Annotated in this window: 20 protein-coding genes; all 20 read left to right on the forward strand. The window is 45.0% G+C overall.

Annotated features, from left to right (window positions below):
• Positions 1 to 10 precede the first annotated feature (10 nt).
• The 20 genes from HMPREF9161_RS06890 to HMPREF9161_RS06990 all read left to right on the forward strand — a co-directional run bounded on the left by HMPREF9161_RS06890 (position 11) and on the right by HMPREF9161_RS06990 (position 22,981).
• Complete coding sequence (locus tag HMPREF9161_RS06890) at positions 11 to 1,126, forward strand: glycosyltransferase family 4 protein (RefSeq protein WP_009728952.1); 1,116 nt, start codon at positions 11 to 13, stop codon at positions 1,124 to 1,126.
• Between the two features lie 63 nt (positions 1,127 to 1,189).
• Positions 1,190 to 2,248 (forward strand): glycosyltransferase family 1 protein, encoded by a 1,059-nt coding sequence (locus tag HMPREF9161_RS06895; RefSeq protein ID WP_037348846.1) that lies wholly within the window; start codon positions 1,190 to 1,192, stop codon positions 2,246 to 2,248.
• A 91-nt stretch (positions 2,249 to 2,339) separates the two neighbouring features.
• Positions 2,340 to 3,488, forward strand: coding sequence for a glycosyltransferase family 4 protein (locus HMPREF9161_RS09790; protein ID WP_009728954.1), 1,149 nt, complete (start codon positions 2,340 to 2,342; stop codon positions 3,486 to 3,488).
• A gap of 57 nt (positions 3,489 to 3,545) precedes the next feature.
• Positions 3,546 to 4,400 (forward strand): glycosyltransferase family 2 protein, encoded by an 855-nt coding sequence (locus HMPREF9161_RS06905; RefSeq protein ID WP_009728955.1) that lies wholly within the window; start codon positions 3,546 to 3,548, stop codon positions 4,398 to 4,400.
• A 28-nt stretch (positions 4,401 to 4,428) separates the two neighbouring features.
• On the forward strand, positions 4,429 to 5,460 hold the full coding sequence (gmd, locus tag HMPREF9161_RS06910) for a GDP-mannose 4,6-dehydratase (protein ID WP_037348847.1): 1,032 nt from the start codon (positions 4,429 to 4,431) through the stop codon (positions 5,458 to 5,460).
• Positions 5,461 to 5,482: 22 nt separating this feature from the next.
• Positions 5,483 to 6,814: a sugar phosphate nucleotidyltransferase gene (locus HMPREF9161_RS06915; protein WP_009728957.1), complete on the forward strand. Its 1,332-nt coding sequence runs from the start codon at positions 5,483 to 5,485 to the stop codon at positions 6,812 to 6,814.
• Positions 6,811 to 7,755 carry a GDP-L-fucose synthase gene (locus HMPREF9161_RS06920; RefSeq protein WP_009728958.1) on the forward strand — a complete coding sequence of 315 codons (945 nt, stop codon included), beginning with the start codon at positions 6,811 to 6,813 and terminating at the stop codon, positions 7,753 to 7,755. Before HMPREF9161_RS06915 ends, HMPREF9161_RS06920 begins: the two co-directional genes overlap by 4 nt.
• Before the next feature lie 125 nt (positions 7,756 to 7,880).
• On the forward strand, positions 7,881 to 9,620 hold the full coding sequence (locus tag HMPREF9161_RS06925; RefSeq protein ID WP_009728959.1) for an ABC transporter ATP-binding protein: 1,740 nt from the start codon (positions 7,881 to 7,883) through the stop codon (positions 9,618 to 9,620).
• A 133-nt stretch (positions 9,621 to 9,753) separates the two neighbouring features.
• Positions 9,754 to 11,049: a DUF4910 domain-containing protein gene (locus HMPREF9161_RS06930; RefSeq protein ID WP_009728960.1), complete on the forward strand. Its 1,296-nt coding sequence runs from the start codon at positions 9,754 to 9,756 to the stop codon at positions 11,047 to 11,049.
• A 65-nt stretch (positions 11,050 to 11,114) separates the two neighbouring features.
• Positions 11,115 to 12,005, forward strand: coding sequence for a bifunctional 2-polyprenyl-6-hydroxyphenol methylase/3-demethylubiquinol 3-O-methyltransferase UbiG (locus tag HMPREF9161_RS09795; RefSeq protein WP_084786797.1), 891 nt, complete (start codon positions 11,115 to 11,117; stop codon positions 12,003 to 12,005).
• A 30-nt stretch (positions 12,006 to 12,035) separates the two neighbouring features.
• On the forward strand, positions 12,036 to 13,904 hold the full coding sequence (locus HMPREF9161_RS06945) for an LIC12162 family protein (protein WP_009728962.1): 1,869 nt from the start codon (positions 12,036 to 12,038) through the stop codon (positions 13,902 to 13,904).
• Positions 13,901 to 14,821 (forward strand): bifunctional 2-polyprenyl-6-hydroxyphenol methylase/3-demethylubiquinol 3-O-methyltransferase UbiG, encoded by a 921-nt coding sequence (locus tag HMPREF9161_RS06950; RefSeq protein ID WP_009728963.1) that lies wholly within the window; start codon positions 13,901 to 13,903, stop codon positions 14,819 to 14,821. Before HMPREF9161_RS06945 ends, HMPREF9161_RS06950 begins: the two co-directional genes overlap by 4 nt.
• Before the next feature lie 14 nt (positions 14,822 to 14,835).
• Positions 14,836 to 15,615 carry a hypothetical protein gene (locus tag HMPREF9161_RS06955; protein WP_009728964.1) on the forward strand — a complete coding sequence of 260 codons (780 nt, stop codon included), beginning with the start codon at positions 14,836 to 14,838 and terminating at the stop codon, positions 15,613 to 15,615.
• 45 nt (positions 15,616 to 15,660) lie between these two features.
• On the forward strand, positions 15,661 to 16,857 hold the full coding sequence (locus HMPREF9161_RS06960) for a glycosyltransferase family A protein (RefSeq protein WP_009728965.1): 1,197 nt from the start codon (positions 15,661 to 15,663) through the stop codon (positions 16,855 to 16,857).
• A gap of 91 nt (positions 16,858 to 16,948) precedes the next feature.
• Positions 16,949 to 18,115, forward strand: a complete 1,167-nt coding sequence (locus tag HMPREF9161_RS06965) for a nucleotide sugar dehydrogenase (RefSeq protein ID WP_009728966.1) — start codon at positions 16,949 to 16,951, stop codon at positions 18,113 to 18,115.
• An 85-nt stretch (positions 18,116 to 18,200) separates the two neighbouring features.
• Positions 18,201 to 19,157, forward strand: a complete 957-nt coding sequence (locus HMPREF9161_RS06970; RefSeq protein ID WP_009728967.1) for a glycosyltransferase family A protein — start codon at positions 18,201 to 18,203, stop codon at positions 19,155 to 19,157.
• Between the two features lie 168 nt (positions 19,158 to 19,325).
• Entirely contained in the window at positions 19,326 to 19,928 is a 603-nt protein-coding gene (locus HMPREF9161_RS06975; RefSeq protein ID WP_198002161.1) for a class I SAM-dependent methyltransferase, read from the forward strand.
• A gap of 7 nt (positions 19,929 to 19,935) precedes the next feature.
• Positions 19,936 to 20,898 carry a hypothetical protein gene (locus HMPREF9161_RS06980; RefSeq protein ID WP_009728969.1) on the forward strand — a complete coding sequence of 321 codons (963 nt, stop codon included), beginning with the start codon at positions 19,936 to 19,938 and terminating at the stop codon, positions 20,896 to 20,898.
• Entirely contained in the window at positions 20,882 to 21,862 is a 981-nt protein-coding gene (locus HMPREF9161_RS06985) for a GDP-mannose 4,6-dehydratase (protein WP_009728970.1), read from the forward strand. The genes HMPREF9161_RS06980 and HMPREF9161_RS06985 overlap by 17 nt, the downstream gene beginning before the upstream one ends.
• A 21-nt stretch (positions 21,863 to 21,883) precedes the next feature.
• Positions 21,884 to 22,981 carry a DegT/DnrJ/EryC1/StrS aminotransferase family protein gene (locus tag HMPREF9161_RS06990; RefSeq protein ID WP_009728971.1) on the forward strand — a complete coding sequence of 366 codons (1,098 nt, stop codon included), beginning with the start codon at positions 21,884 to 21,886 and terminating at the stop codon, positions 22,979 to 22,981.
• The last annotated feature ends 145 nt before the right edge of the window (positions 22,982 to 23,126 follow it).

Raw genomic sequence — 23,126 nt, forward strand, 5'->3', positions numbered from 1 at the left:
GGAAGGGTCTATGAAAGTCGCAGTCGTCTGTGATTGGCTTGTCGTTTATGCCGGTGCGGAACGGGTTCTGGAACAGATCCTAAAACTCTATCCGGAGGCCGATCTGTTTTGCCTCGTGGATTTTCTCCCGAACGACCGGCGTGATTTCATTCTTGATAAGAAGACGACCACGTCGTTCATCCAAAAACTGCCCTTTGCAAAAACGAAGTATCGCAGCTATCTTCCCTTTATGCCGATTGCGATCGAACAGCTCGACGTCAGCGGATACGATCTCGTTATATCCAGCTCCCATGCCGTCGCGAAGGGGATATTGACCGGCCCGAATCAAATTCATATTTCCTATGTCCATTCGCCGATGCGGTACGCATGGGATCTGCAGCATCAATATTTGGAACAGGCAGGCTTGCGGCGCGGTCTTAAGAGCTGGCTGGCACGCGCAGTCCTGCATTACATGCGGATGTGGGATTACCGTACCGCAAACGGGGTGGATTATTTCATTGCCAACTCCCGTTTTATCGCAAAGCGCATTAAGAAAGTATACGGGCGTGAAGCAACGGTGATCTACCCGCCGGTGGATGTGGGCGCATATACACTCTGTGAGCAAAAAGAGGATTTCTATCTGACCGCGTCGCGTCTTGTGCCGTACAAGCGCGTGGACCTCATCGTCGAGGCGTTCACCGCGATGCCGGAGAAACGGCTTGTGGTCATTGGCGACGGACCGGAATTCGGGAAAATCAAGAAAAAAGCAGGATCAAACGTCACTCTGCTGGGATACCAACCCTTTGAAGTCCTTCGCGATAAAATGCAGAAAGCAAAGGCGTTTGTATTTGCCGCCGAAGAGGATTTCGGCATTATTCCTGTGGAGGCACAGGCGTGCGGCACTCCGGTCATTGCCTACGGGCGGGGCGGGGCGTTAGAAACAGTGCGCGGTTTAGAAACAGCGGATCCCACCGGGGTGTTTTTTTATCGCCAAGATATACCTTCCGTTTGTGCAGGCATAAAGCAGTTTGAGGCGGCCGGGCAAAGGATTATCCCGAAAACCTGCAGGGAAAATGCGGAACAGTTCACATCAACGATTTTTCAAAAGACGTTTCAGTCGTTCGCAGCGCAGATTTTCCATGAATAGTGTTTTGTATAGATATTTTAACAGTAAAAGGGTATTATTGTGTATATTGCGGTAGATGCTAGAATGATTCGATCGTCTGGGATTGGAACGTTTTTAAGGAATATTTTACAACGAATCGTTCCGGCGCGTCCCGAGTGGAATTTTTTCCTGCTTGGCAACGCTGTGGAATTGCACGAAATTGATGTGCTGCAAAAAAAGAACGTGACGATGATAGATTGTCGTGCACCTATTTATTCCATTCGGGAACAGCTGGAATTGCCGCTTAAAACACCAAGCAATATAGAAGTCTTTTGGTCGCCGCATTTTAACGTCCCTATTTTCTATAACGGCACAATAGTGTCTACGATTCACGATGTGGCGCATCTGGCCGTACCGGGGATTGCCGATACGCTGCCGAAAAAACTTTACGCCAAGTTCATGTATCGCATGGCTGTGAAGAAAAGCGCGAGGATCACCTGCGTCTCCAAATTTACGATGCGTGAGGTTGAAAAATACACCGGCGCCAAAGAGGAACAAATGCGGCTCATCTATAACGCTGCGGATGCGTCATGGTCCCAAATCAAAGCAGGAAAGCGTATGCATGAACGCCCCTATTTTATCTATGTGGGAAATATCAAGCCGCATAAAAATCTGCGCCGGTTGATTTTAGCCTATAAAGATGCGGCGATCGACCTGCGGGAGGATTTGATCCTCGTGGGGAAAAAGGACGGCTTTATCGGGGGCGAGGATGGGATAGAGGATTTGCTGCAGGGATTTGAGGATCGTATCCACTTTACAGGGTATGTCTCCGACACGGATTTGCAGCAGTATATCGTTCAATCGGAAGGTCTTGTGCTCCTCTCACTGTACGAAGGCTTCGGCCTCCCCCCCCTCGAGGCGATGGCGGCAGGGAGAAAAACTCTGGTATCTGATATTCCTGTATTTCATGAGGTATACGGAGACAGCATTATGTATTGCGATCCCTATGACGTGCAGACCATTGCAAAAAGCCTGCGGACGTTTGCCAAAAAATCGTTTGACGAACGACAACTACGGGAAAAAGCAGCTGCGTATTCATGGGAGCGCACGGCACAGAAATTTATAGAGATCCTTGAGGAAGCGAATGCAATGAGGGCAGTATGACTTTTTAGCAAAGGTATTTTAACTTTTTTAGAACGAATATATGTGTTCATGTTGGGGTAGGCCTTTGGAAAAATGGTGAAAGGAATGGGCTTTGAAACGGGTATTGATTGTTGCAAGCACCAATGTGCGTGGAGGGGCAGAATTCGTTTTACAGGATTATCTACGAAATAATAATTTCCATGAGTTTTTTCTCTATACGGCTGCTCAAAAATCCCTTGAAGAAACCTATGGATCAGTGTTGCCGCCCAAGGCTATTATAGTAAGTAAATATATGCGTCTTATCAGTGTACGGAAACATCCCTTTTATGCGGCATATTATACGTTGAGAAATTTACTTCATATACATCATTACGTGAAAGAAAAAAACATAGAGATTCTCTATGGGAATAATACGCCGGATATGCTGTTATTATGTTTATATAGAAGGTGGGTAAACCGGTCGATTCGGGTTGTCCTGCATATTCATGATATCGTTACACGCGCTATGTATTTGAGGTTTATCCAAAAATTTGATGCATATGTTGATGCCTATATTGTCCCGTCGCAGGCCGGAAAACGATCAATTCAAGCCGTCATATCAAGTAAAGAAAAAATTCATGTTATTTATAACGGAGTCGATATTGCCTCAAAAGGAAAGTTTGAGGCTGCCGGCAATATTCGTAGAAGATATAATATTCCAGATGGAGCAGTAGTTTTAGGCTTCGTCGGGAGTATTTCTGAGATAAAGCGGCCAGATATGTTTATACGAATTGTAAAAGCATTAAATAAAAACAACAATCGATACTTTGGTTTAATTATAGGTGCAGAGGCGGAGAATAACTGGGTAAAATACATCAAACGGAACATAGATGAAAATTTCTTATACTTAGGGGAGCAAGAAAGAGAAACGCTGTTTTGTAATATTTATCCTATCATGGACGTGTTGCTATTAACTAGCGATCATGATACTTTTCCTACCGTTATTTTAGAAGCAATGGCCAATAATGTGTTAGTCTGCGCTCGTAGAGTTGACGGAGTACCGGAGATGGTAGAGGATGGCATAACCGGTGTATTGTGGAATTATGATGCCGATATTGATTGTATCGTTGATAAAATACAAGCAGTTTTAGAAGATAGACAGAAAGTCCAATATATGAAAGAGCAAGGGGAACTTATCGTAGGGAAGAGATTCTCTCCCCAAAAAAAGAGAAAGGAAATCGACTGGTTACTTGAAAACCTAGATGATGCTCAAGAAAAATAAGTCGTTTTGTGATACGGCGCATTTACTTTATAAAATAAGAGGTGGTGGGGACGTATTTTGGAAGATTTGCTAAAAATCACTGTTATTACAGCATCATATAATGCGGCGAATACTATAGAGCAAACCATATCGAGCGTTATTCAGCAGGATTATCCTAATATTGAGTATATTATCGTGGATGGGAAATCAACGGATGGTACCGCAGAGATTATAGAGAAATATGAATCCTACGGTATTAAATGGATCAGCGAATTGGACGACGGCCTCTATGATGCACTGAACAAAGGCGTCCGTATGGCGTCGGGGGATTATATCCAGATCATTGGAGCAGATGATGCTTTGACAAGCACACATACTATTTCTAGGATTGTCCAATCTATTGATTCTGGTGTAGATATTTTATGTGCGCAGGAATGGTTGGTTAATGATAACGCTAAAACCCAATGTGCGTATACCAATAAATATGCCAGAGACCAAGCAATGTACCGCGGCGGCATGGTTCCGCATGCCGCGATGTTTGTCCGTAGGGAACTCCTTCTGCGATACCCTTTTGATATGCATTATCGGATTGCCGCAGATTATAAGTTCTTTTTGCAGTGTTATTATGACAAGACCGTAAAGATTCGCTACAGTGATGAAATGGTTGTATTTTTCTCTGCATCGGGCATTAGTTCGGATATGAAAGGCTGCTGGGAAGAAAATGATCGTATTTACCGAGAACTTGGTTTGCCGTTTCAGTCGCCTGACGATGCCTATTCAAGCCCGATCAAACGGAAAATCAAGAGATGCCTTATTGCCATAGGGCTGTTTTTTCCCGCAAGAGCATTATGGACAATGATCAATACGCGACTGCGATGGCAGAAACATACGTGTGAGAACAAGATCTGCCGCTGGTGCGGAAGGTATGAATAATCCCGGGGGAAAGGATTTTACGGACATCATGAAAAAAGCACTGATTACAGGCATCACGGGGCAGGACGGATCGTATCTCACAGAACTTCTGCTTGAAAAGGGCTATGAGATTCACGGTGTCATACGCCGGCATAGTACGCCCTGCACAGACCGCATAGATCACCTTTTGGAAGATCAACGGCATGACGGCCGTATCATCCTTCATTATGGAGACCTAACCGATTCGAGCAATGCGCATGCATTGATCCGAGAGGTTCAGCCGGACGAGGTGTATAATCTCGCCGCGCAGTCCCACGTCGGCGTTTCGTTCGAGGTTCCGGAGTATACGGCGGATGCAACCGGTGTCGGGACGATGCGCCTCCTTGAAGCAGTACGTCAGAGCGACCTGTCGATACGGTTCTATCAGGCGTCCACCTCGGAGCTCTTTGGCGGGATTCCGGAGACCGCGCCGCAGAGTGAGACAACGCCGTTTTATCCGAAGTCGCCTTATGGCGCGGCAAAGCTCTATAGCTACTGGATCACAAAGAATTACCGCGAATCGTACGGCATGTTCGCGGTCAACGGGATTCTCTTTAACCATGAGTCTCCGCGCCGTGGGGAAACGTTTGTGACGCGAAAGATTACGCTGGCACTTGCAAGGATTCTTGCGGGAAAACAGGAGAAACTATCGCTGGGGAATCTCTCGGCAAAACGTGATTGGGGCTTCGCCGGCGATTATGTCGAAGGGATGTGGCGGATGCTCCAGCAAGAACATCCCGACGACTATGTACTCGCGACCAACGAGACGCATACAGTGCGAGAGTTTGCGGAGCTGGCGTTCCGTGCGGCAGATATTGAGCTTGAATGGCGCGGCTCGGGTCTGGAGGAAAAAGGATATGATCGAAAGACCGGGCGTCTGCTGATCGATGTGGATCCACACTATTTCCGTCCGGCGGAAGTTGAACTTCTGTGGGGCGATGCGACAAAGGCGGAGAAAGAACTCGGATGGAAACGCAAGGTGTCTTTCGAGGCGTTGATCCGGATGATGGTGCGTGCCGATATGGAGCGTTACAGACTGTAATACCGGTTTGAGGAGATGTATGATGCATATCGTCTTGCTTTCCGGCGGTTCGGGGAAACGCCTGTGGCCGCTGTCGAACGATATTCGATCCAAACAATTCATTCCGTTTTTTCGACAGGCGGACGGCACGCGGCTCTCGATGGTACAGCGGGTCTGCGGACAGATCCGAAGGGCGATTCCAACGGCGGATATCACTGTGGCAACATCGAAGGCACAGGTCTCCGCGCTGCGCAATCAACTGGACGAAACGGTCGATATCTGTGTCGAGCCGTGCCGCCGTGATACATTCCCGGCGATTGCGCTTGCCAGCGCTTATTTACATGATGTGAAGGGCGTTAGCCGCGATGAAGCGGTCGCGGTCTGCTCTGTAGATCCTTATGTTGAGGAGGACTACTTTCAGTCGGTACAAAGATTGGCAGAGTATGCGGCAGACGGTACGGCTGCACTCATGCTGATGGGGATTGAGCCGACGTATCCGAGTGAGAAGTACGGTTATATCCTGCCGCGGGACAAAGCCTCCGTGAGTCCCGTCGTTTCCTTTCGAGAAAAGCCGGATGCCTCTGCGGCGGAGCGTTACATTGCTCGCGGAGCGCTGTGGAACAGCGGTGTATTTGCATATCGTTTGGGTTATGTTCTTGACCGCGGCCGGGATCTATTGGGAACGTCGCGCTATGACGAGATGCTTTCGAATTATGCCGGCCGCACAAAGATTAGTTTTGATTACGCGGTGGTTGAACGGGAGAAAGATATTGCCGTTTTCCGTTATGCGGGTGCGTGGAAAGATCTCGGCACATGGAATACGCTGACGGAGATTATGGAAGAGCCGACCCTCGGAGCCGTCACCATGGACGACGGCTGCCGAAATACACATGTCGTCAATGAGATGGATGTGCCCATTCTCCTCATGGGGACGCAGGATCTGATCGTCGCGGCAAGTCCCGAAGGCCTCCTCGTTGCGGATAAGACCGCGTCAAGCCGAATGAAGCCTTATGTTGAGCAGATCACGGGACCCGTCATGTTCGCTGAGAAATCATGGGGGGGCTTCCGCGTGATCGATGTTGAAGAAGACAGCCTCACAATCAAGGTGACCCTCAACAAAGGGCATGGGATGAATTATCACAGCCACGCATACCGGAGGGAGATCTGGACCGTCGTCAGCGGCCGCGGTACAGTATTGCTGGACGGCAAAGAGCACCCCGTTGTTCCGGGAGACGTTATTCATATCCCCATCGGGATGAAGCATAAAATCTGTGCCAAGGAACGTATGGTAGTGATCGAAGTCCAAATCGGAACGGATATATCGAATGCGGACAAGATCAAGTGGCCGGAAGAGGACAGAGGAACAGTACAATGATGGAACAGAATGCGAAGATCTACGTTGCCGGGCATCGCGGTATGGTGGGCTCCGCGATCTGCCGTGAACTCCGGCGGCAGGAGTATTCCAATATCGTAACGCGGCCGCATGATGCGCTTGATCTTTGCCGACAGGATGCGGTCGAGCGATTCTTCGCTACAGAGAGACCGGAATATGTTTTTCTCGCCGCGGCAAAAGTCGGCGGGATTGGCGCAAACAGTACGGCACCGGCGGACTTCATGTATATCAACATGATGGTTGAGATGAATGTGATTCATGCGGCATGGAGGAACGGCTGCAAGAAGTTGGAATTCCTCGGATCGTCCTGTATCTATCCGCGTATGGCGCCGCAGCCGATGAAGGAAGACTGCCTGTTGACCTCGGCGCTCGAGGAGACGAATGAGGCGTACGCGCTGGCAAAGATTTCGGGGCTCAAGTATTGCTCCTATCTGAATCGACAATACAGAACGGATTACATCTCGGTGATGCCGACGAATCTCTATGGGCCGAACGATAACTACCATCCGGAGCACAGCCATGTCCTGCCCGCGTTCATACGTCGCTTTCATGAGGCGAAGGAAGCCGGCGCGCCCTCCGTTACCTGTTGGGGAGACGGATCGCCGCTGCGCGAGTTCCTCTACGTGGACGATCTTGCGAACCTCTGCGTATTCCTCATGAACAACTACAGCGGCGATGAGACTGTCAACGCCGGGACGGGGAAAGAGCTTTCGATTCGGGAACTAGCGGAGACCGTTGCATCTGTCGTCGGTTATACGGGCGAGATCCTTTGGGATACGACGAAGCCGAACGGCACGCCGCGGAAACTGCTTGACGTCTCCAAGGCGGAAAAACTCGGGTGGCGTTATAATACTGAGCTGGAGGACGGCATTAGATCAGCATATCAGGATTTTCTCACGCATTCCCGTCGCGCCGAGCGATAAGACTGTCAACATCGATTTTTGTGAGGGACTGGTCTTTTGTTGACAGGATATATGCGTGCGCCTATACTATTTATAAAGTTGTTTTTGTGTGACCCCATATTCTACAATAGGGAGTCTTTTTCTATATGAAATTGCTGCTTAAGATTTTCTCCATCTTTACGCCGCAGGAGCTGCGCTATTGCGCATTCCTTGTGGCGGTGATGGTGTTTGGTGCTATACTGGAAGCCGTCGGTATCGGCGCGATCCTGCCGCTCATCTCTCTGATGGGACAGCCGGACTTTCTCCTTCGGCATCAAGACATTGCAGTTTACGCGGGGAAATTAGGCATTTATACACATACGGAACTCATCATTGGGCTCGCAATTCTGCTCATTATCCTCTATATCTTAAAAAATATCTATCTCGCATGGCAGATGCGCCTGCAGATCAAATTTGCACTTTCCAATCAGATTCAATTCTCAAAAGAGTTGATGGCAAACTATCTTGCAAAACCATATCTCTTCCATTTGAATCATAATACTGCGACACTGCTGAGAAATGTGAGCAGCGGCGCTTCCACAGTGTTTTCTGGCATTTTAATTCCAACCTTTCAGCTCTTAACAGAATTAATTACAGCAATCACCATCTGGATCATGTTGGTTGCAGCAGATCCCTTCACGGCCATTATAGTTGCCGGGATTATAGGGGGGGCAATCTATGCATTACTCCGGTCTTTTCGGCGCAGTATCGATGCAGCCGGACATGTGCAGAATGACTATGCAGTGGCATATATTCAGGCTGTCAATCAAGGGTTAGGGGCAATCAAGGAAACAAAGGTGATGCGAAAAGAAACGTTCTTTTTGCAGGAATTTGAACAGAACTACGAAAAATTCGGTGCGGCGAACCTGCATTTCCTTTTTTTGAATCAGCTTCCGCGTATGATCATTGAGACCTTGGTCGTATGTGCGTTGCTGTTTCTTATCATCGGAAAGCTTGCCGTTGGCAATGAGCCAATGGACATTGTACCGCTTCTTGGCGTCCTTGCCCTTGCGGCATTTCGACTCATGCCAAGTGCGAACCGTATTGTTAGTATCTCAAATGGGATAAAATTCCAAATTCCATTATTTGATGAATTATATCGTGAGCTTATCGCCATAAAATCTCGGAAATATCACCGGCGCACACTTCAACTCGCCGATATGCCGCCTCCGCTTCCTTTTACAGATGAGATACATGTTGAGCACCTTGGTTTTTGTTATCCGGGGAGAGAGGAAGAGGTTCTTTCTGATGTTTGCTTTTCCATTCCGAAAGGGAGTTTTATAGGTGTTGTAGGTCCTTCAGGCGCGGGAAAAACGACTTTTGTCGATATCCTTCTAGGACTTTTTAACCCTACGCGTGGAATGATTACTGTCGACGGTGTGGATATTCGCAAGGAACTCCGCGCATGGCAGGCAAATATTGCCTATGTTCCACAGAGCATCTATTTGATCGATGCCTCTGTACGCGAAAATGTGGCGCTCGGCGAATCTCCGGAGGCGATTGATGATGCACGCGTTGAGAAGGCCCTGGCTATGGCTGAATTGGATACATTTGTGAATACACAGCCCAAAGGTGCATATACGATGGTCGGTGAACGAGGCGTTAAGCTTTCCGGCGGACAGCGGCAGCGGATTGGTATCGCACGGGCCCTTTATCAACAGCCGGCTATTTTAATTCTTGATGAAGCAACTTCAGCTCTTGATACGGAGACAGAGAAGAGCATCACGGATACGATATTGAAGTTCAAGGGGCAGCTTACCATCATTGCGATAGCACATCGTGTCAGCACATTGGCAGGATGTGATTTTAAAGTAAAATTTGAGAATGGGACAGCTGTGATTCTATGATGGAAGCTTTATACACCGGCTATGATATAACATTTAGATGCGGAGTACTTAAGGTTACGAGAAGGTAGAGTACCGCGATATGGTGTGTTTATCGAAATTGAAAGAGTGTGGGAGAAGAAGGGGCCTTATAGATATGGAATCAGTCGGACAGAAGATGTATGATCTATGTGAGAAATTATATCCAATTTGCCGCAGCATTACAGGTGATGGCGTGAGGCAGACACTCGCGATTCTGCGGGATGTTTGTGCTGCATTGCAGATCCATGAAGTTCCCACAGGAAAGCAGGTATTTGACTGGACCGTGCCAAAGGAATGGCGAATAAGAGATGCTTGGATAAAAGATGCAAGCGGCAGGAAGATTATAGATTTTAAAAAAAATAATCTACATGTCGTTGGTTACTCAACACCCGTAGACAAAATAGTGTCTCTGAAAGAATTAAAACAAATTCTATATACACAGCCTGAGCAGCCGGATGTAATACCTTACGTTACTTCCTATTACAAAGAACGTTACGGTTTTTGTATGTCGGAAGAACAGAAAAACTCTCTTGCGGAAGGAATGTATCATATTTACATAGACAGCGAGCTCTTTCCAGGGAGTTTAACATACGGGGAAATTATTTTCCCGGGAGAAAGCAAAAAGGAAATCTTTTTATCAACGTATATCTGCCACCCATCTATGGCAAACAATGAACTTTCCGGTCCTGCAGTGACAATTTTTCTCGCGGCATGGCTGCAGTCTTTGAAGCAGAGAAGATATACGTATCGGTTCATTTTTATTCCCGAGACGATCGGGGCTATCGTATATCTAAGCCAACATTTGCGTGAACTTCAGCAGAATGTAGATGCAGGGTTTAACGTCTCATGTGTGGGAGATGATCGGACATTTTCCTACGTAGCTTCACGCTATGGGGATACGCTCGCAGATAAAACGGCAGAGAATGTCCTGCATTTTTTTTATCCGCAGTATAAGAGGTATTCTTTTCTTCAGCGAGGCTCGGATGAGCGGCAATATAATGCACCGGGGATCGACCTGCCGGTTTGTGCGATTTGTCGGACAAAATACGGAGAATATCCCGAATATCACACATCAAAAGACGATATGAAGTTGATTTCTCCCACCGGCTTATCGGGAGCTTATGAGGTTTACCAACAGTGTATTGAGGCATTGGAACATAATATGAAATATAAGGTACAATGTCTTTGCGAACCTCAGCTTGGAAAGCGTGGATTATATCCGACTGTGAGTCAAAAAGGGAGCTATGACGATATACGTACAATGACGGATCTTATTGCCTATGCGGACGGGAAAAATGATCTCATCGATATCAGTAATATCATCGGTGTACCAATCAAACAGCTCATACCAATTGTGGAAAAACTGCAGGAAAATGGATTGTTGGCAGAACAGGACGAGAAAAGCATATAAAAACAGGACGCTCATAAAGACTCCGTACACGGAGTGCAGGTCTCTCATACAGAGGGGGAAGTTATATGGAACATTTAGGAGAAAATGATTTTGATATCCTTACTGCATGTCCTTGGGACGGTGTAGATGCAGGGCAATCTGAATTTTTATATACAGACAATATGGGGTGTGATGTTGTTAGATGCAGCTCCTGCGGGGTCGTATATGCAAGACGCAGATTAAATCAAAATGGACTGTCTAAATATTGGGCGGACTATCTATCTCGTGTGCATGCGTATGATAAAGGTGATGTTGCCAAAAGGCGGAAAATGTATAATATCGATTATGCATTTTCCCAGTTATATGTTTCGAAAGGAACTGTGCTTGATATCGGATGTAGCGATGGAGCGTTTCTTTCGCTATATGAAAAGAACGGTTATAGCACACGTGGAGTGGAGTATGGTAAGGAAGCTGCAGAACAGGCGGCTAAATCTCATAATGTAAGATATGGGTGTTTCCCCGACTTGGACTTTGGCGAAGACCGATTCGATTTGATTATTTTTCGTGGCGTATTGCAATATGTACCGCAGCCTAAAGTATATTTGAAAAAAGCGGCAGAACTTTTAACGGATAAACTATCTTCGTCTGCGGGAGGGGGACATTTGTTCATTACGGCGCAGCCCAATATGGAGTCGGTGGGGTTTGAACTATTTGGAAAGAATTTTACACAACCTGTAACGGGGGCGGATTTTATGGGCTTTTCAGAACGGCTTCTGACAAGTTTTTTGAGCGAGTTGGGGCTGCGTAAGGTAGGTGAACGTTATTTCTATACGGAAACACCTTATGCAGATGTGGAGAATGATATCCTGTGTATGGCGGAGGCGATTCGAAAAAAACAATGTGGAGAGAAAATTGATTTTTCGGCGCCGCCGTTTTGGGGGAATATGATGAGCCTAATCTATACCAAAGCGACATAGGGTTTATCAATCAAGAGTAGGAGTGATCGCGTGGAAGAGAAGAGACTTTTTCTGCCATTAACAATTGAAAAGAAATATTGGGATCTCACGCAGAAAATGGTCTTTCTTAACCAAGTTTACGCGGAGCAACTAGATAAAGAAGAACTCTATACCACACAATACGAGATGTGTACGGTCGAATATCCAGATTGTCAAAGTTTACAGTTTAAAGATCAGATAAAGGAAATAGCGGAGAGCCTTGGAGAATATATCAACCAGTATAGCAGAATAGACCAAAGCGGATCTTGTTGGGAGAAAGTGCTGTATCGGTGGCTTACTTATGCTGTATCGGATATTCAAGTAAAAATTATGCAGCTCGAAATGTTAAAAAAGCAGTATCCAAATTATACATTTTACACCTACAGCAAGAAACAATTTCAAAATATTAGGATATTCCCATCTAAAGGAGCAGAGTCTTTGTGGGAAGAAGAATACCATTTTTGGCTCTATACATATTTGGCACATAAGTATTATGATGTTGAAGTTTGTTTTGTTGACCGTGAAGAACGCAATGTGGAAAAAAATGTATTGGATAGTTCCTGTCATGAAAAAAGGACAGGTATAGACCGTATTTTATGTGAATTTGGGCGAGCCTATAGAAAAATTTCTCATGTTAATATAAATAAACTAAAAGTACATGGATACACGCATTTTTTATCAAGAACCGCCGAAGTGCTTTACTATGGCGTCGATCTTCCAAATACGACAACTAGCAATTGGATTTTACAATCAAAAGGTAAGATCCAGCCATTTAGTATACAAGAAGATCAAGATGTTACGGAAATAGATGAAGCCGCACGTAATCGATTTAGCAAGTACTTAATAAATACCTCTGTGTTATTACCGCTAGCGGCGGATCTTTTGATACGCGTATTGCCAAAGACATACTTTGAAGAGTATCGAAGTCATTATGCGGCAAGTATGTCGTTTCTCCATGCACATCCGAGGTTGAAAACGATATTTTCTACGACAGGCGCCTTATCGTGTTCTCGGTATGCAATTTGTTCGTTTTTGGCACAGGAAAGAGGGATAAGGCTTTTAGGATTTCAACATGGTGGCGACCATGAAATTAATTCCGGGATATTTGATCACCCAGAGTTTTTTTATGATGTTTTCTATTTTTGGGGATCGGGTAAAAAGCAGATTTTTTCATCGGAATGTGAAATAGCAAATGGTCCTTCGTATAAGTTTTACTATTATCATGGGATGGCGTTAAGGGAAGAAAATATTTTATTCGTAGGAACCACAGTCCTTGCCTATCCACGCTATGATGAATGCGGAGAGGTCGATAAAAAAAAGGAAAGATATATACAAAAGCAAATAGAATTCTTTGAGGCGTTATCTAGTCAAGCCCGAAATGAAATGAGTGTGCGGGAGTATTATGTGGATTCAGGATGGCATATTGAACGAAAGATTGCCGATAGATTTCCGGATATACGGTTTTCGGGGGCTGAACAGATATCGGATAATTATGCTGTCGTTGATATAGCGAAAAGAAATTCTTCCTTTGCGGAGGCCTTGGCTATATGTAAACTTATGGTTTGTGATCATTTATCAACGACATGGATGGAAGCGTTATATCTCGACAAGCCTTTTATTTTTCTGTTAAACAAAGACGATGCGCAGTTTCGTCCGGAAGCGCTGCCGTATATACGGAAATTAGAATCTGTGGATGTTGTTCTTTATGAAAGTAAAAAAGCAGCCGCCTTGATAAATAAGATCCATAATGATGTTTTAACTTGGTGGAATCAAACGAAGAGGAAAGCGGTTATCAGGGAATTGCGTAGAAGGTATCTTTTTGAAGTAGAAAATATCGATGATTGGTGGAGAGAGGAATTGTTGGCGCAGGCGAGGAGATGAATATACAGGTGATCACTGAAGAGCAATATATGAAACGGTTAGACTTAACAAAATATGAAGGAGTAGATAAGTATAGTGACGGCAGTGTAGAAGATGATCTTCTGCAATTTGTTCAACAAGAGATCTCAATAGGTGAAATTTTGCAAAAGGATGATCGGTGGGCTGTATTCTATCATTTAACACCGATGCGTAGAAATCTTTTGGAATGGTACCCTTTTGCAAAAGATGCATCCTTATTGGAAATTGGCTCAGGATGCGGTGGAATGACAGGCGTATTTCTAGATAAAATAGATGATGTTCAGTGTGTAGAACTGTCAAAACGTCGTGCGTCGATTGCCGCTTGTCGATATTACAATAATGAACACCTAAAAATTCATGTAGGCAATCTGAACGATATGGATTTTTGTGATAAATTCGATTATGTTACATTAATCGGCGTTTTGGAATATGCGGGGAAATTTACGGAAGGGGAAGAGCCATACGTTTCTTTTCTAAGGCAATGCAAAAACTATTTAAGAGAACACGGTATATTGATTATTGCAATAGAAAATCAGTATGGCCTTAAATATTGGTCCGGAGCAGTAGAGGATCATACGGGACGCCTTTTTGACAGCATAGAAAACTATCCGAACAACCGCGGGATACGAACTTTTGGCAAGGCTGAATTAGAAAAAATGCTTTTGGGATTGGGGTTTCAGAAGTTGGAATGGTACTATCCTTTGCCTGATTATAAAATTCCTGAATATGTTTTTTCGGATGCCTATTTGCCAAGTCCTGAAGATGTGGCGGCAGTATCCCCCGCCTACTCTGATGAAAGACTTTCTTTTTTTAATGAAAGTGTCGCCGCGAAAGGTCTTTTGCAAAATGGATATTTTGATATCTTTGCAAATTCTTTTTTGATTTTTTGTCATTTGTAAGGAGAGTGACGCCAATGATTGTATATAGTAAATATAATCGTGGCCGGAAACCAGAATATCAAATCGTGACGTTCATTGAAGAAGATGGACAAGGAAAATATATATATAAGACAGCATTGACTCCGACAGCAAGAAAACATATAACAGCTATGTTTCATAACTATGAGATACTCTCGCTTCTTTACGGGAAAGCGCATGTGGCAAAAGTTGAGCGGATTGATGAAGATAGCCTGAGGTTTGAATATATTGAGGGAGTCCCTTGGGGACGCAGGATCATGGAACGCACGGCCAATAAAGGTCGAAAAGCGTTTTTTTCCGAGATGGAAAAATATTACAGCTTTTTACAAAAAGAGGATATTGGGAGAAAAGCATGTGCTTTTGTTGATTTTTCCGGGAGTGCACAAGAAAGCCGAAATGTAGATATAGATTTACATCCTAATAACATCCTGATCGTTGGAGATCGATTTATTATTATAGATTATGAGTGGCTTTATCCCGATGCGCCTATAACTTTTGTATTTCAAAGATGTATATTGAATTTTTATTATAACTACTATTATACATGCTTGAAAGATATAATATCTATTGATGATATTTGGCATGAATTTTGTGTCAACCAAAATGATATTAACTGTTATAAAGAATTAGAAAAATCTTTTTCAGAAACTGTGGGCATGGAACTCTTTGTAAATAAATACCAAAAAAAGATCCGAACATTTGAGGAGATGATGTCGATAAAGAAACAGATAAAAATGCGAGGCCAAAGATGGCTGCGTAAACTATCTCTATCGTGACTTGTTTAGATAAACATACAACAGTAAAAAAGGAAGATCATTATAATGCCGTTTTTTTCTATTATTGTCCCCACAAAAGCAAGGCCCCGACTAATAGATATTGCACTTTACTCCCTACATCATCAAACGTTTTGTGATTTTGAAGTAATCGTTACGGACGACTATGATGATCCGAGGGTATCTTGTAAGGATATTGTTGAGAATTATCATGATAGTAGATTCATCTATGTTCATCCACCGGATATTCCCGTGCTTGGGATGTGCGGCAACTGGGAGTATGGGCTGCAATTTGCATCAGGAAAATATATCGGCTTTATGCAGGATAAAATGTATATGTATGCCGATTCCTTAGAAAAGCTATACAAGAGCATGCTTTCAGCGGATATGCCGGATATGGCAAATTGGGGATGGGATTTTTATGATTTGATACATAAGGATAGCACGTCATTTCAAGGCGTTTTGCATATGAAAGAGAAAACGTGCACGTGGGAAAAGAAGAATCCGGAGGAAGAGATCCAAAAGAAATTGGAATTTCGAGATGGGAATTATCAGTTTGAAGGGGGGATTCCGGGGACGGGAAGCCCATTAGCCGGTGTGCTCAAAAAGGAAATACTATATAAACTAAAGAATACATATGGGGCGATTTTTAACTACTTTAATCCGGATTATGGCCCCCCCATACTAATTCTTAGCGCCATAAAAACATTAATTTTCATAAAGGATAATCTATATGTATTGATTCCTACAAGAGATTCCGAAGGTGTGCGGCATTCTATTTCGTATGCTGCGGCATGTAAATTTCAAGAACTAAGTCCGTGTGGTGTCGAACGGCTAAAGTATGCGACAGTTCCCGGTTTACGTATAACGAACACGAATATGATTTCAGCAGACTATAACTATACAATGCAACTGCTGCATCGAAAACAGAGGTGTAACGAACAAAATGTTCTTTTAGGAATCGTGATAGATGCTGATTTAGTGAAGTATGAGCATGACAATGACTATGAAGCAGAGACCGTAAGACTACGACAACATTGTATTGACAGACAAATTTCTCTTTCTAGTCTATATAAACAAAAGGCCGCCATTCAAAAAGAGGAGTGGACACTAAAAACTCTTTTGAGAACAATGATTTTTAAAGCAGTTCCTAAGAGATTCCAACCGTCTGTTAGAGCGTTTCTGCTGAGAAAGAACGACGACAAATACTACAGTTCGCCTAAAAAAAGTGTTTTTAGACAATAGTATATTTTATATAAGAAACAAAGAAGGGAAAGTAAGTATTAAGTGTTCTTGGTATACAAATATACTGTTAAAATAATGGAGGGGATATATATTGAAAATCGCCGTCGCAGGACTAGGTTATGTGGGGCTGTCCAATGCAATATTGCTCGCACAGCATCATCATGTGACTGCTCTGGATATTATTCCTGAAAAAGTTGCTATGCTGAATCGAGGAGTTTCACCGCTCCATGACCCGGAAATAGAAGAATATCTTTCCATGGGAGCATTGGATTTTCATGCAACGGTAGATGAGAAGGAAGCTTTTTCAAAGACCGACTATGTTCTTATCGCAACGCCCACAGATTATGACCCTGAGCAGAATTTTTTTGATACATCGTCTATCGAAGCGGTGTTGGAAAAAGTTGCGGAACTTGCGCCGGCGGCAGCCGTTGTTGTCAAGTCTACGGTACCGGTCGGCTATACGAAGGAGATCCGAAAAAAATATCAAGGAGTAGAGATATTTTTTGTTCCGGAGTTCCTGCGTGAAGGGCGGGCACTCTATGATAATCTTTACCCTTCGCGGATCATCATCGGATCGTCGTCAGAGAGGGCGCACGTATTTGCAACGCTTTTGCTGGAAGGGGCGAAAAAAAAGGATGTGCCGGTGCGTTTCTTGGATTCGACAGAAGCGGAGGCTGTAAAACTTTTTTCTAATACCTATCTTGCGCTGCGTGTCGCATATTTTAATGAATTAGACAGTTATGCGGAACTGAGAGGGCTTAACACCGCGCAGATCATTGAAGGTGTATCGCTTGACCCGCGCATTGGCGGAAACTATAATAATCCTTCCTTTGGATATGGCGGATATTGTCTGCCGAAGGATACGAAACAGCTGTTGGCGAACTATCATGATGTCCCTCAAAATCTGATCACGGCGATTGTTGAGGCGAACCGTACGCGCAAGGAGCATATAGCGGAGATGATTCTGGCACGTCGTCCAAAGACGGTCGGCATTTATCGTCTCACGATGAAGAGCGGTTCGGATAATTTTCGTGCCAGTGCGATTGAAGGCATCATAAAAAGACTAAAAGAGGCAGGGATAGAAATCCTCATTTACGAACCTATGACAGAAAGAACAGAGATTTTTTGCTGCCCGGTGACAAAGGATTTTGAGACGTTTGTGACCTCTTGTGATTGTATCGTGGCGAACCGTTGGGCAGATGAACTAGCGCCTGTCCGGGAGAAGGTTTATACGCGGGATATTTTCCATAGAGATTAATTTAGCTTCTGTAATTTATTAAGATAGGGACTTAGGGGAAAAGTTCGAGTATATGATTGATAAAATGCTCAAAGGGAGGCTTGGTATGAAATACCGCGATATGCCATGGGATCATGATGAAGAGGCACATAAAGAGTTTATATCACAGTTAGCACCTGTCGTTCTTTTTACCTATAATCGTCTTGCACATACTCAAAAAACAATTGAGGCATTAAAGGCGAATATCTACGCGAAGGATACTGAGCTTTTTATCTATTCGGATGCGGCAAAGAATGACGAAGCAAGCGTTGCGGTTCATGCGCTGCGTGAATATCTTCATAGCATAAAAGGCTTTCGCTCTGTCAATATTATCGAACAAAATGAAAATCAAGGGCTTGCCAAGAGCATCATTACGGGAGTAACAGAGATTGTTAACCGTTATGGCAAGGTTATTGTTTTAGAAGATGATATCGTAACATCACAATATTTTCTCAAATATATGAATGATGCGCTGAAGCTGTATGAGAAAGAGCCCGCAGTAATGGAGATCTCTGGCTATATGCCGGAGATCGAGCGAGCGGGGCTTGGCGAGACGGCTTTTTTACGGTTTGCAGACTGTTGGGGATGGGCGACATGGCGGGATGCATGGTCGTACTTTGAACGAGATCCGGAAAAGCTAATATCGTCGTGTACCAGAGAAGATATTAGGAATATCAATTTTGATGATTCGACAGATCTTTGGCAGCAGGTCGTTGATAATAAAGCGGGGCGTCTCCATACGTGGGCGATCTTTTGGCATGTTGCCGTTGTGCTGCGGAATGGGCTTATGCTTGCTCCAACACAAAGTCTGACGCAGAATATTGGTATGGATGCGACAGGCGAACACTGCGGGATAGAGACTGCCTACCATACAAGACTGTATGACCGACCTATTAGCAAATTTCCTGTTGAAGTTTTAGAAGACCCACAAACACGTAAAGCACTGAAAACTTTTTTTTATGGTATTCGACCTTCTTTATGGCGTAGAATGTTAAAACGGTTATGGCGTAGAATAAAGGGATAGGTGATGGTAATGAGAACTCTCATACAGTATGCATTGTGTAACTATTTTTCACAAAAGATACTATCATGTATCAGTTCTATTTGTCGTAAGGTTACATGCTTTGTCCACCAAGTGCAGTTCTTTGCCTACTGGGGGGGGACAAGCACGCCCGAGTGGTTTGATCATGAATTGGATCGCTATGCACAGTGGGGCGAGCCTAAAGGGAACTGTTTTTGGGTAGAACGAGGAGTCTTTTCGTTGCTCGCAATAGAACCGGGGGCTAAGATACTGGAGCTATGCTGTGGTGACGGATTTAACGCAAAGCATTTTTATGCTTATAAGGCAAGCAGCATCGTGAGCTGTGATTTTGATCCAAGTGCGATTACATATGCAAAGAGTGAGCATGCTAATAAAAAGACAAAATATATTGTAGCAGATATTCGCTATGATATGCCGCAAGGAAAATTTGATAATATTGTGTGGGATGCGGCAATTGAGCATTTTACACCGGAGGAGATTGAGTCCATTATGAAGGGGATTAAAGAAAGGCTTGGTGATAATGGGTGTTTGAGCGGGTATACGATTGTTGAACGAGCCGATGGGCATAAAAGTCTGGAGCAGCATGAGTACGAATTCAAATCGAAAGAGGACCTTATGCGGTTCTTAACACCGCACTTTGCACATGTGAAGGTATTCGAAACAATTTATGAAAACCGGCATAATTTATACTTTTATGCATCTGACAGAGGCCTTCCCTTTGATCCGGGATGGGAATTTATGGTGAATAAATGAGGCTGCTATGAACTACTTCTGCACACTGTTTGATTCGAACTATTTGACGCGGGGATTGGCTCTATATGATTCATTGGAGAACACCGGGACGCCGTTTATGCTCTATGTTTTTGCTTTTGATGATTTGGCTGCCGATATTTTGGACAAACTTTCATTCGCGCATCTCACGGTGATACGGTTGCAGGAGTTTGAGGATGAGCGGCTGCTTGCCGTAAAATCTACGAGAAGCCGAGGCGAGTATTGCTGGACATGCGCTTCGTTCTCGATTCTTTATGTGCTTCGGCATTTTGATGTGCCGGAGGTAACCTATCTCGATTCTGATTTGTATTTCTTTCAGTCCCCACAAATCCTGCTGGATGAATTTCATGCCTCGGATAAAGACGTATTGATTACGGGGCATAGATATACGCCGGAATATGATCAGTCTGCGACATCTGGGATTTACTGCGTGCAGTTTATGACGTTTCGGAATACGGAAAATGGACTGCGGATATTGAACTGGTGGTGTGATCGCTGTGAGGAGTGGTGCTATGCGCGGTTTGAAGATGGTAAATTTGGCGATCAAAAATATTTGGATGATTGGCCGACACGGTTCCCCGGCATGATACACGAACTGAAACATATCGGCGGGGGAGTCGCGCCGTGGAATATACAGCAGTATCACTGTACAGAAGGCCCGCGCATAGATCATGTGCCCGTCGTTTTTTATCATTTTCATGAATTAAAATGGTTGAGCCTGCATACCTTCGACATGGGACCATATCGGCTCTCTAAGGGCGCAGTGCAATATATCTATACCGATTATTTTAAGGCATTAAAAAAGGCGCTGAGAAATGTACAAGAACGATACGATATAGACTTTTCTCGAGGCCTTATTCCCGTTGAGCCGGGTATTCTATCCGCGCTTCGTCGATGTAAACGAATGTTGTCTAGAATGAGGAAAGGAAATTATAATGTCGTTTGCAGGTAAAAATGTCCTCATTACAGGGGGCGTCGGATTTATCGGCAGTAATTTAGCGCTCCGCCTTGTCCGGGAGGGCGCCAACGTTACGCTGCTTGACTCCATGCTCGACGAATACGGCGCAAATCTTTTTAATATCAAGGATATCAAGGACGATGTCGTACTAAATTTCTCCGACATGCGCGACGAGCACAGTCTGCGCTATTTGGTACGGGATAAGGACTACATCTTTAACCTTGCCGGTCAAGTGAGCCATCAGGACAGTATGCGGGAGCCCTTTATGGATATGGAGGTCAATACGAGGGCGCAGCTTACGCTCCTGGAGACGTGCCGTTATTATGCTCCTCAGACAATCATTGTCTTTTCAAGTACGCGGCAGATCTATGGGCATCCGCAGTACCTGCCGGTGGATGAGAATCACCCGCTCGCGCCTCCCGATGTGAACGGCATCAATAAATTGGCTGCGGAACACTATCATCAGCTTTACACGAAGGTCTACGGCGTGCGCACCGTGTCGCTGCGGCTTACGAACACATACGGCCCCGGACAGCTGATCAAAAATGCGCGGCAGGGCTTTATCGGCTGGTTTGTGAATCGTGCGGTTACGGGGGAGACGATTCAACTCTTCGGTACGGGAGAGCAGCTGCGTGACTTCAACTATGTTGATGATGTTGTGGAGGCGATGTGCCTTGCCGCGCTCCATGAGGATGCCTATGGAGATGTGTTTAACCTGTCCGGAGAGCGGGCTTCTCTGAAGACCGTTGCCGAGACGCTCATACGCCTCTCGGGGAAAGGTGATTTGCAGATTGTTCCATTCCCCGAAGAACGAAAAAAAATTGACATCGGAGATTTTTACGGCACCAGTGAGAAGATAGAAAAACGTATCGGTTGGAAGCCCAAAGTTGGACTGGAAGACGGCCTTCGGCGTATGGTAGAATACTATATGAGATATATGGATGAATATCTGAACTAACGGCAGGGAGGATATGATACAATGATTATGGCGAATAACCTTCTGCGGCAGTTTTCTCTCCATGCGGAAGAATATGAAAAGAAGGCGGTCGAGGTTCTGCGCTCGGGATGGTATGTTTTGGGCAATGAGGTGACTTCGTTCGAAAACGAGTGGGCAACCTATATCGGAGCTAAATATTGTGTCGGGCTTGCAAGCGGTTTAGATGCTCTTTGGATTTCTTTTCGTTTACTGGGGATCAAGGAAGGCGACGAAGTCATTGTATCGGCTAACGCGTATATCGCGTGTGTGATGGGGATTACCATGAACGGAGCGACCCCCGTCTTTGTCGAGCCGGATCGTTATGATAATATTGATGCGGAGAAAATCGAGGCTGCCGTTACGCCGCGGACGAAGGCGATCCTCGCCGTGCATCTCTACGGTCAGGCGTGCGATATGACAAAGATTATAGATATTGCTCGGCGACATCATCTGGAGGTCGTAGAGGACTGTGCACAGAGCCATGGCAATCGGTGGCAAGGAAAAATTGTCGGCACATTTGGGCGTGTCGGATGTTTTAGTTTTTATCCGACGAAAGGATGTGGAGCATTCGGCGATGCCGGGTGCATCGTGACCGATGATGAAGACCTGGCGAAAAAGTTCCGGGTGTTTCGCAACTATGGGAGCGAAAAGAAATATCATAACACCGTAGTCGGTTGCAACAGCAGGTTGGATGAACTGCAGGCGGGACTATTGCGCGTCAAATTGGCGCATATGGACGAATTAAATGCGGAAAGAAACCGGATTGCAGACCGATATTTAGAGGGAATTACAAATCCTCGCGTGAACTTGCCTCAAATGCGGCCGGGCGCAGATTCCACGTGGCACCAGTTTGTGATCCACACGGCGCTGCGGGATGAACTGCAAGAATATCTTACCGCACGCGGCATTGGCACCATGATCCACTATCCGATTCCGCCCCATCTTTCTGAGGCCTATCGGTACCTGGGGCATCAAAGAGGCGATTTCCCCATCGCCGAGCGGTATGCCGACGAAGTGCTCAGTCTCCCTATGTATAACGGCATGACGAAGGATGAACAGGACGAAGTGATTCGTGCGGTTAACGAGTTCTATTTTTCCTAAAAATCAAAAGAAAAGATGATGGGCATCATAACGAGGTCCGGCTACCAGGAAAAGTTTCCATTGGGATTATTTTGATCGTATATTCGTTTGGAATCAGCGGGGGACAAATAGGGAATATCCCTCCTCTCTAGGGGGCAATGGCGCG

The sequence above is a fragment of the Selenomonas sp. F0473 genome (assembly GCF_000315545.1).
In the GTDB taxonomy this organism is placed as follows: domain Bacteria; phylum Bacillota; class Negativicutes; order Selenomonadales; family Selenomonadaceae; genus Centipeda.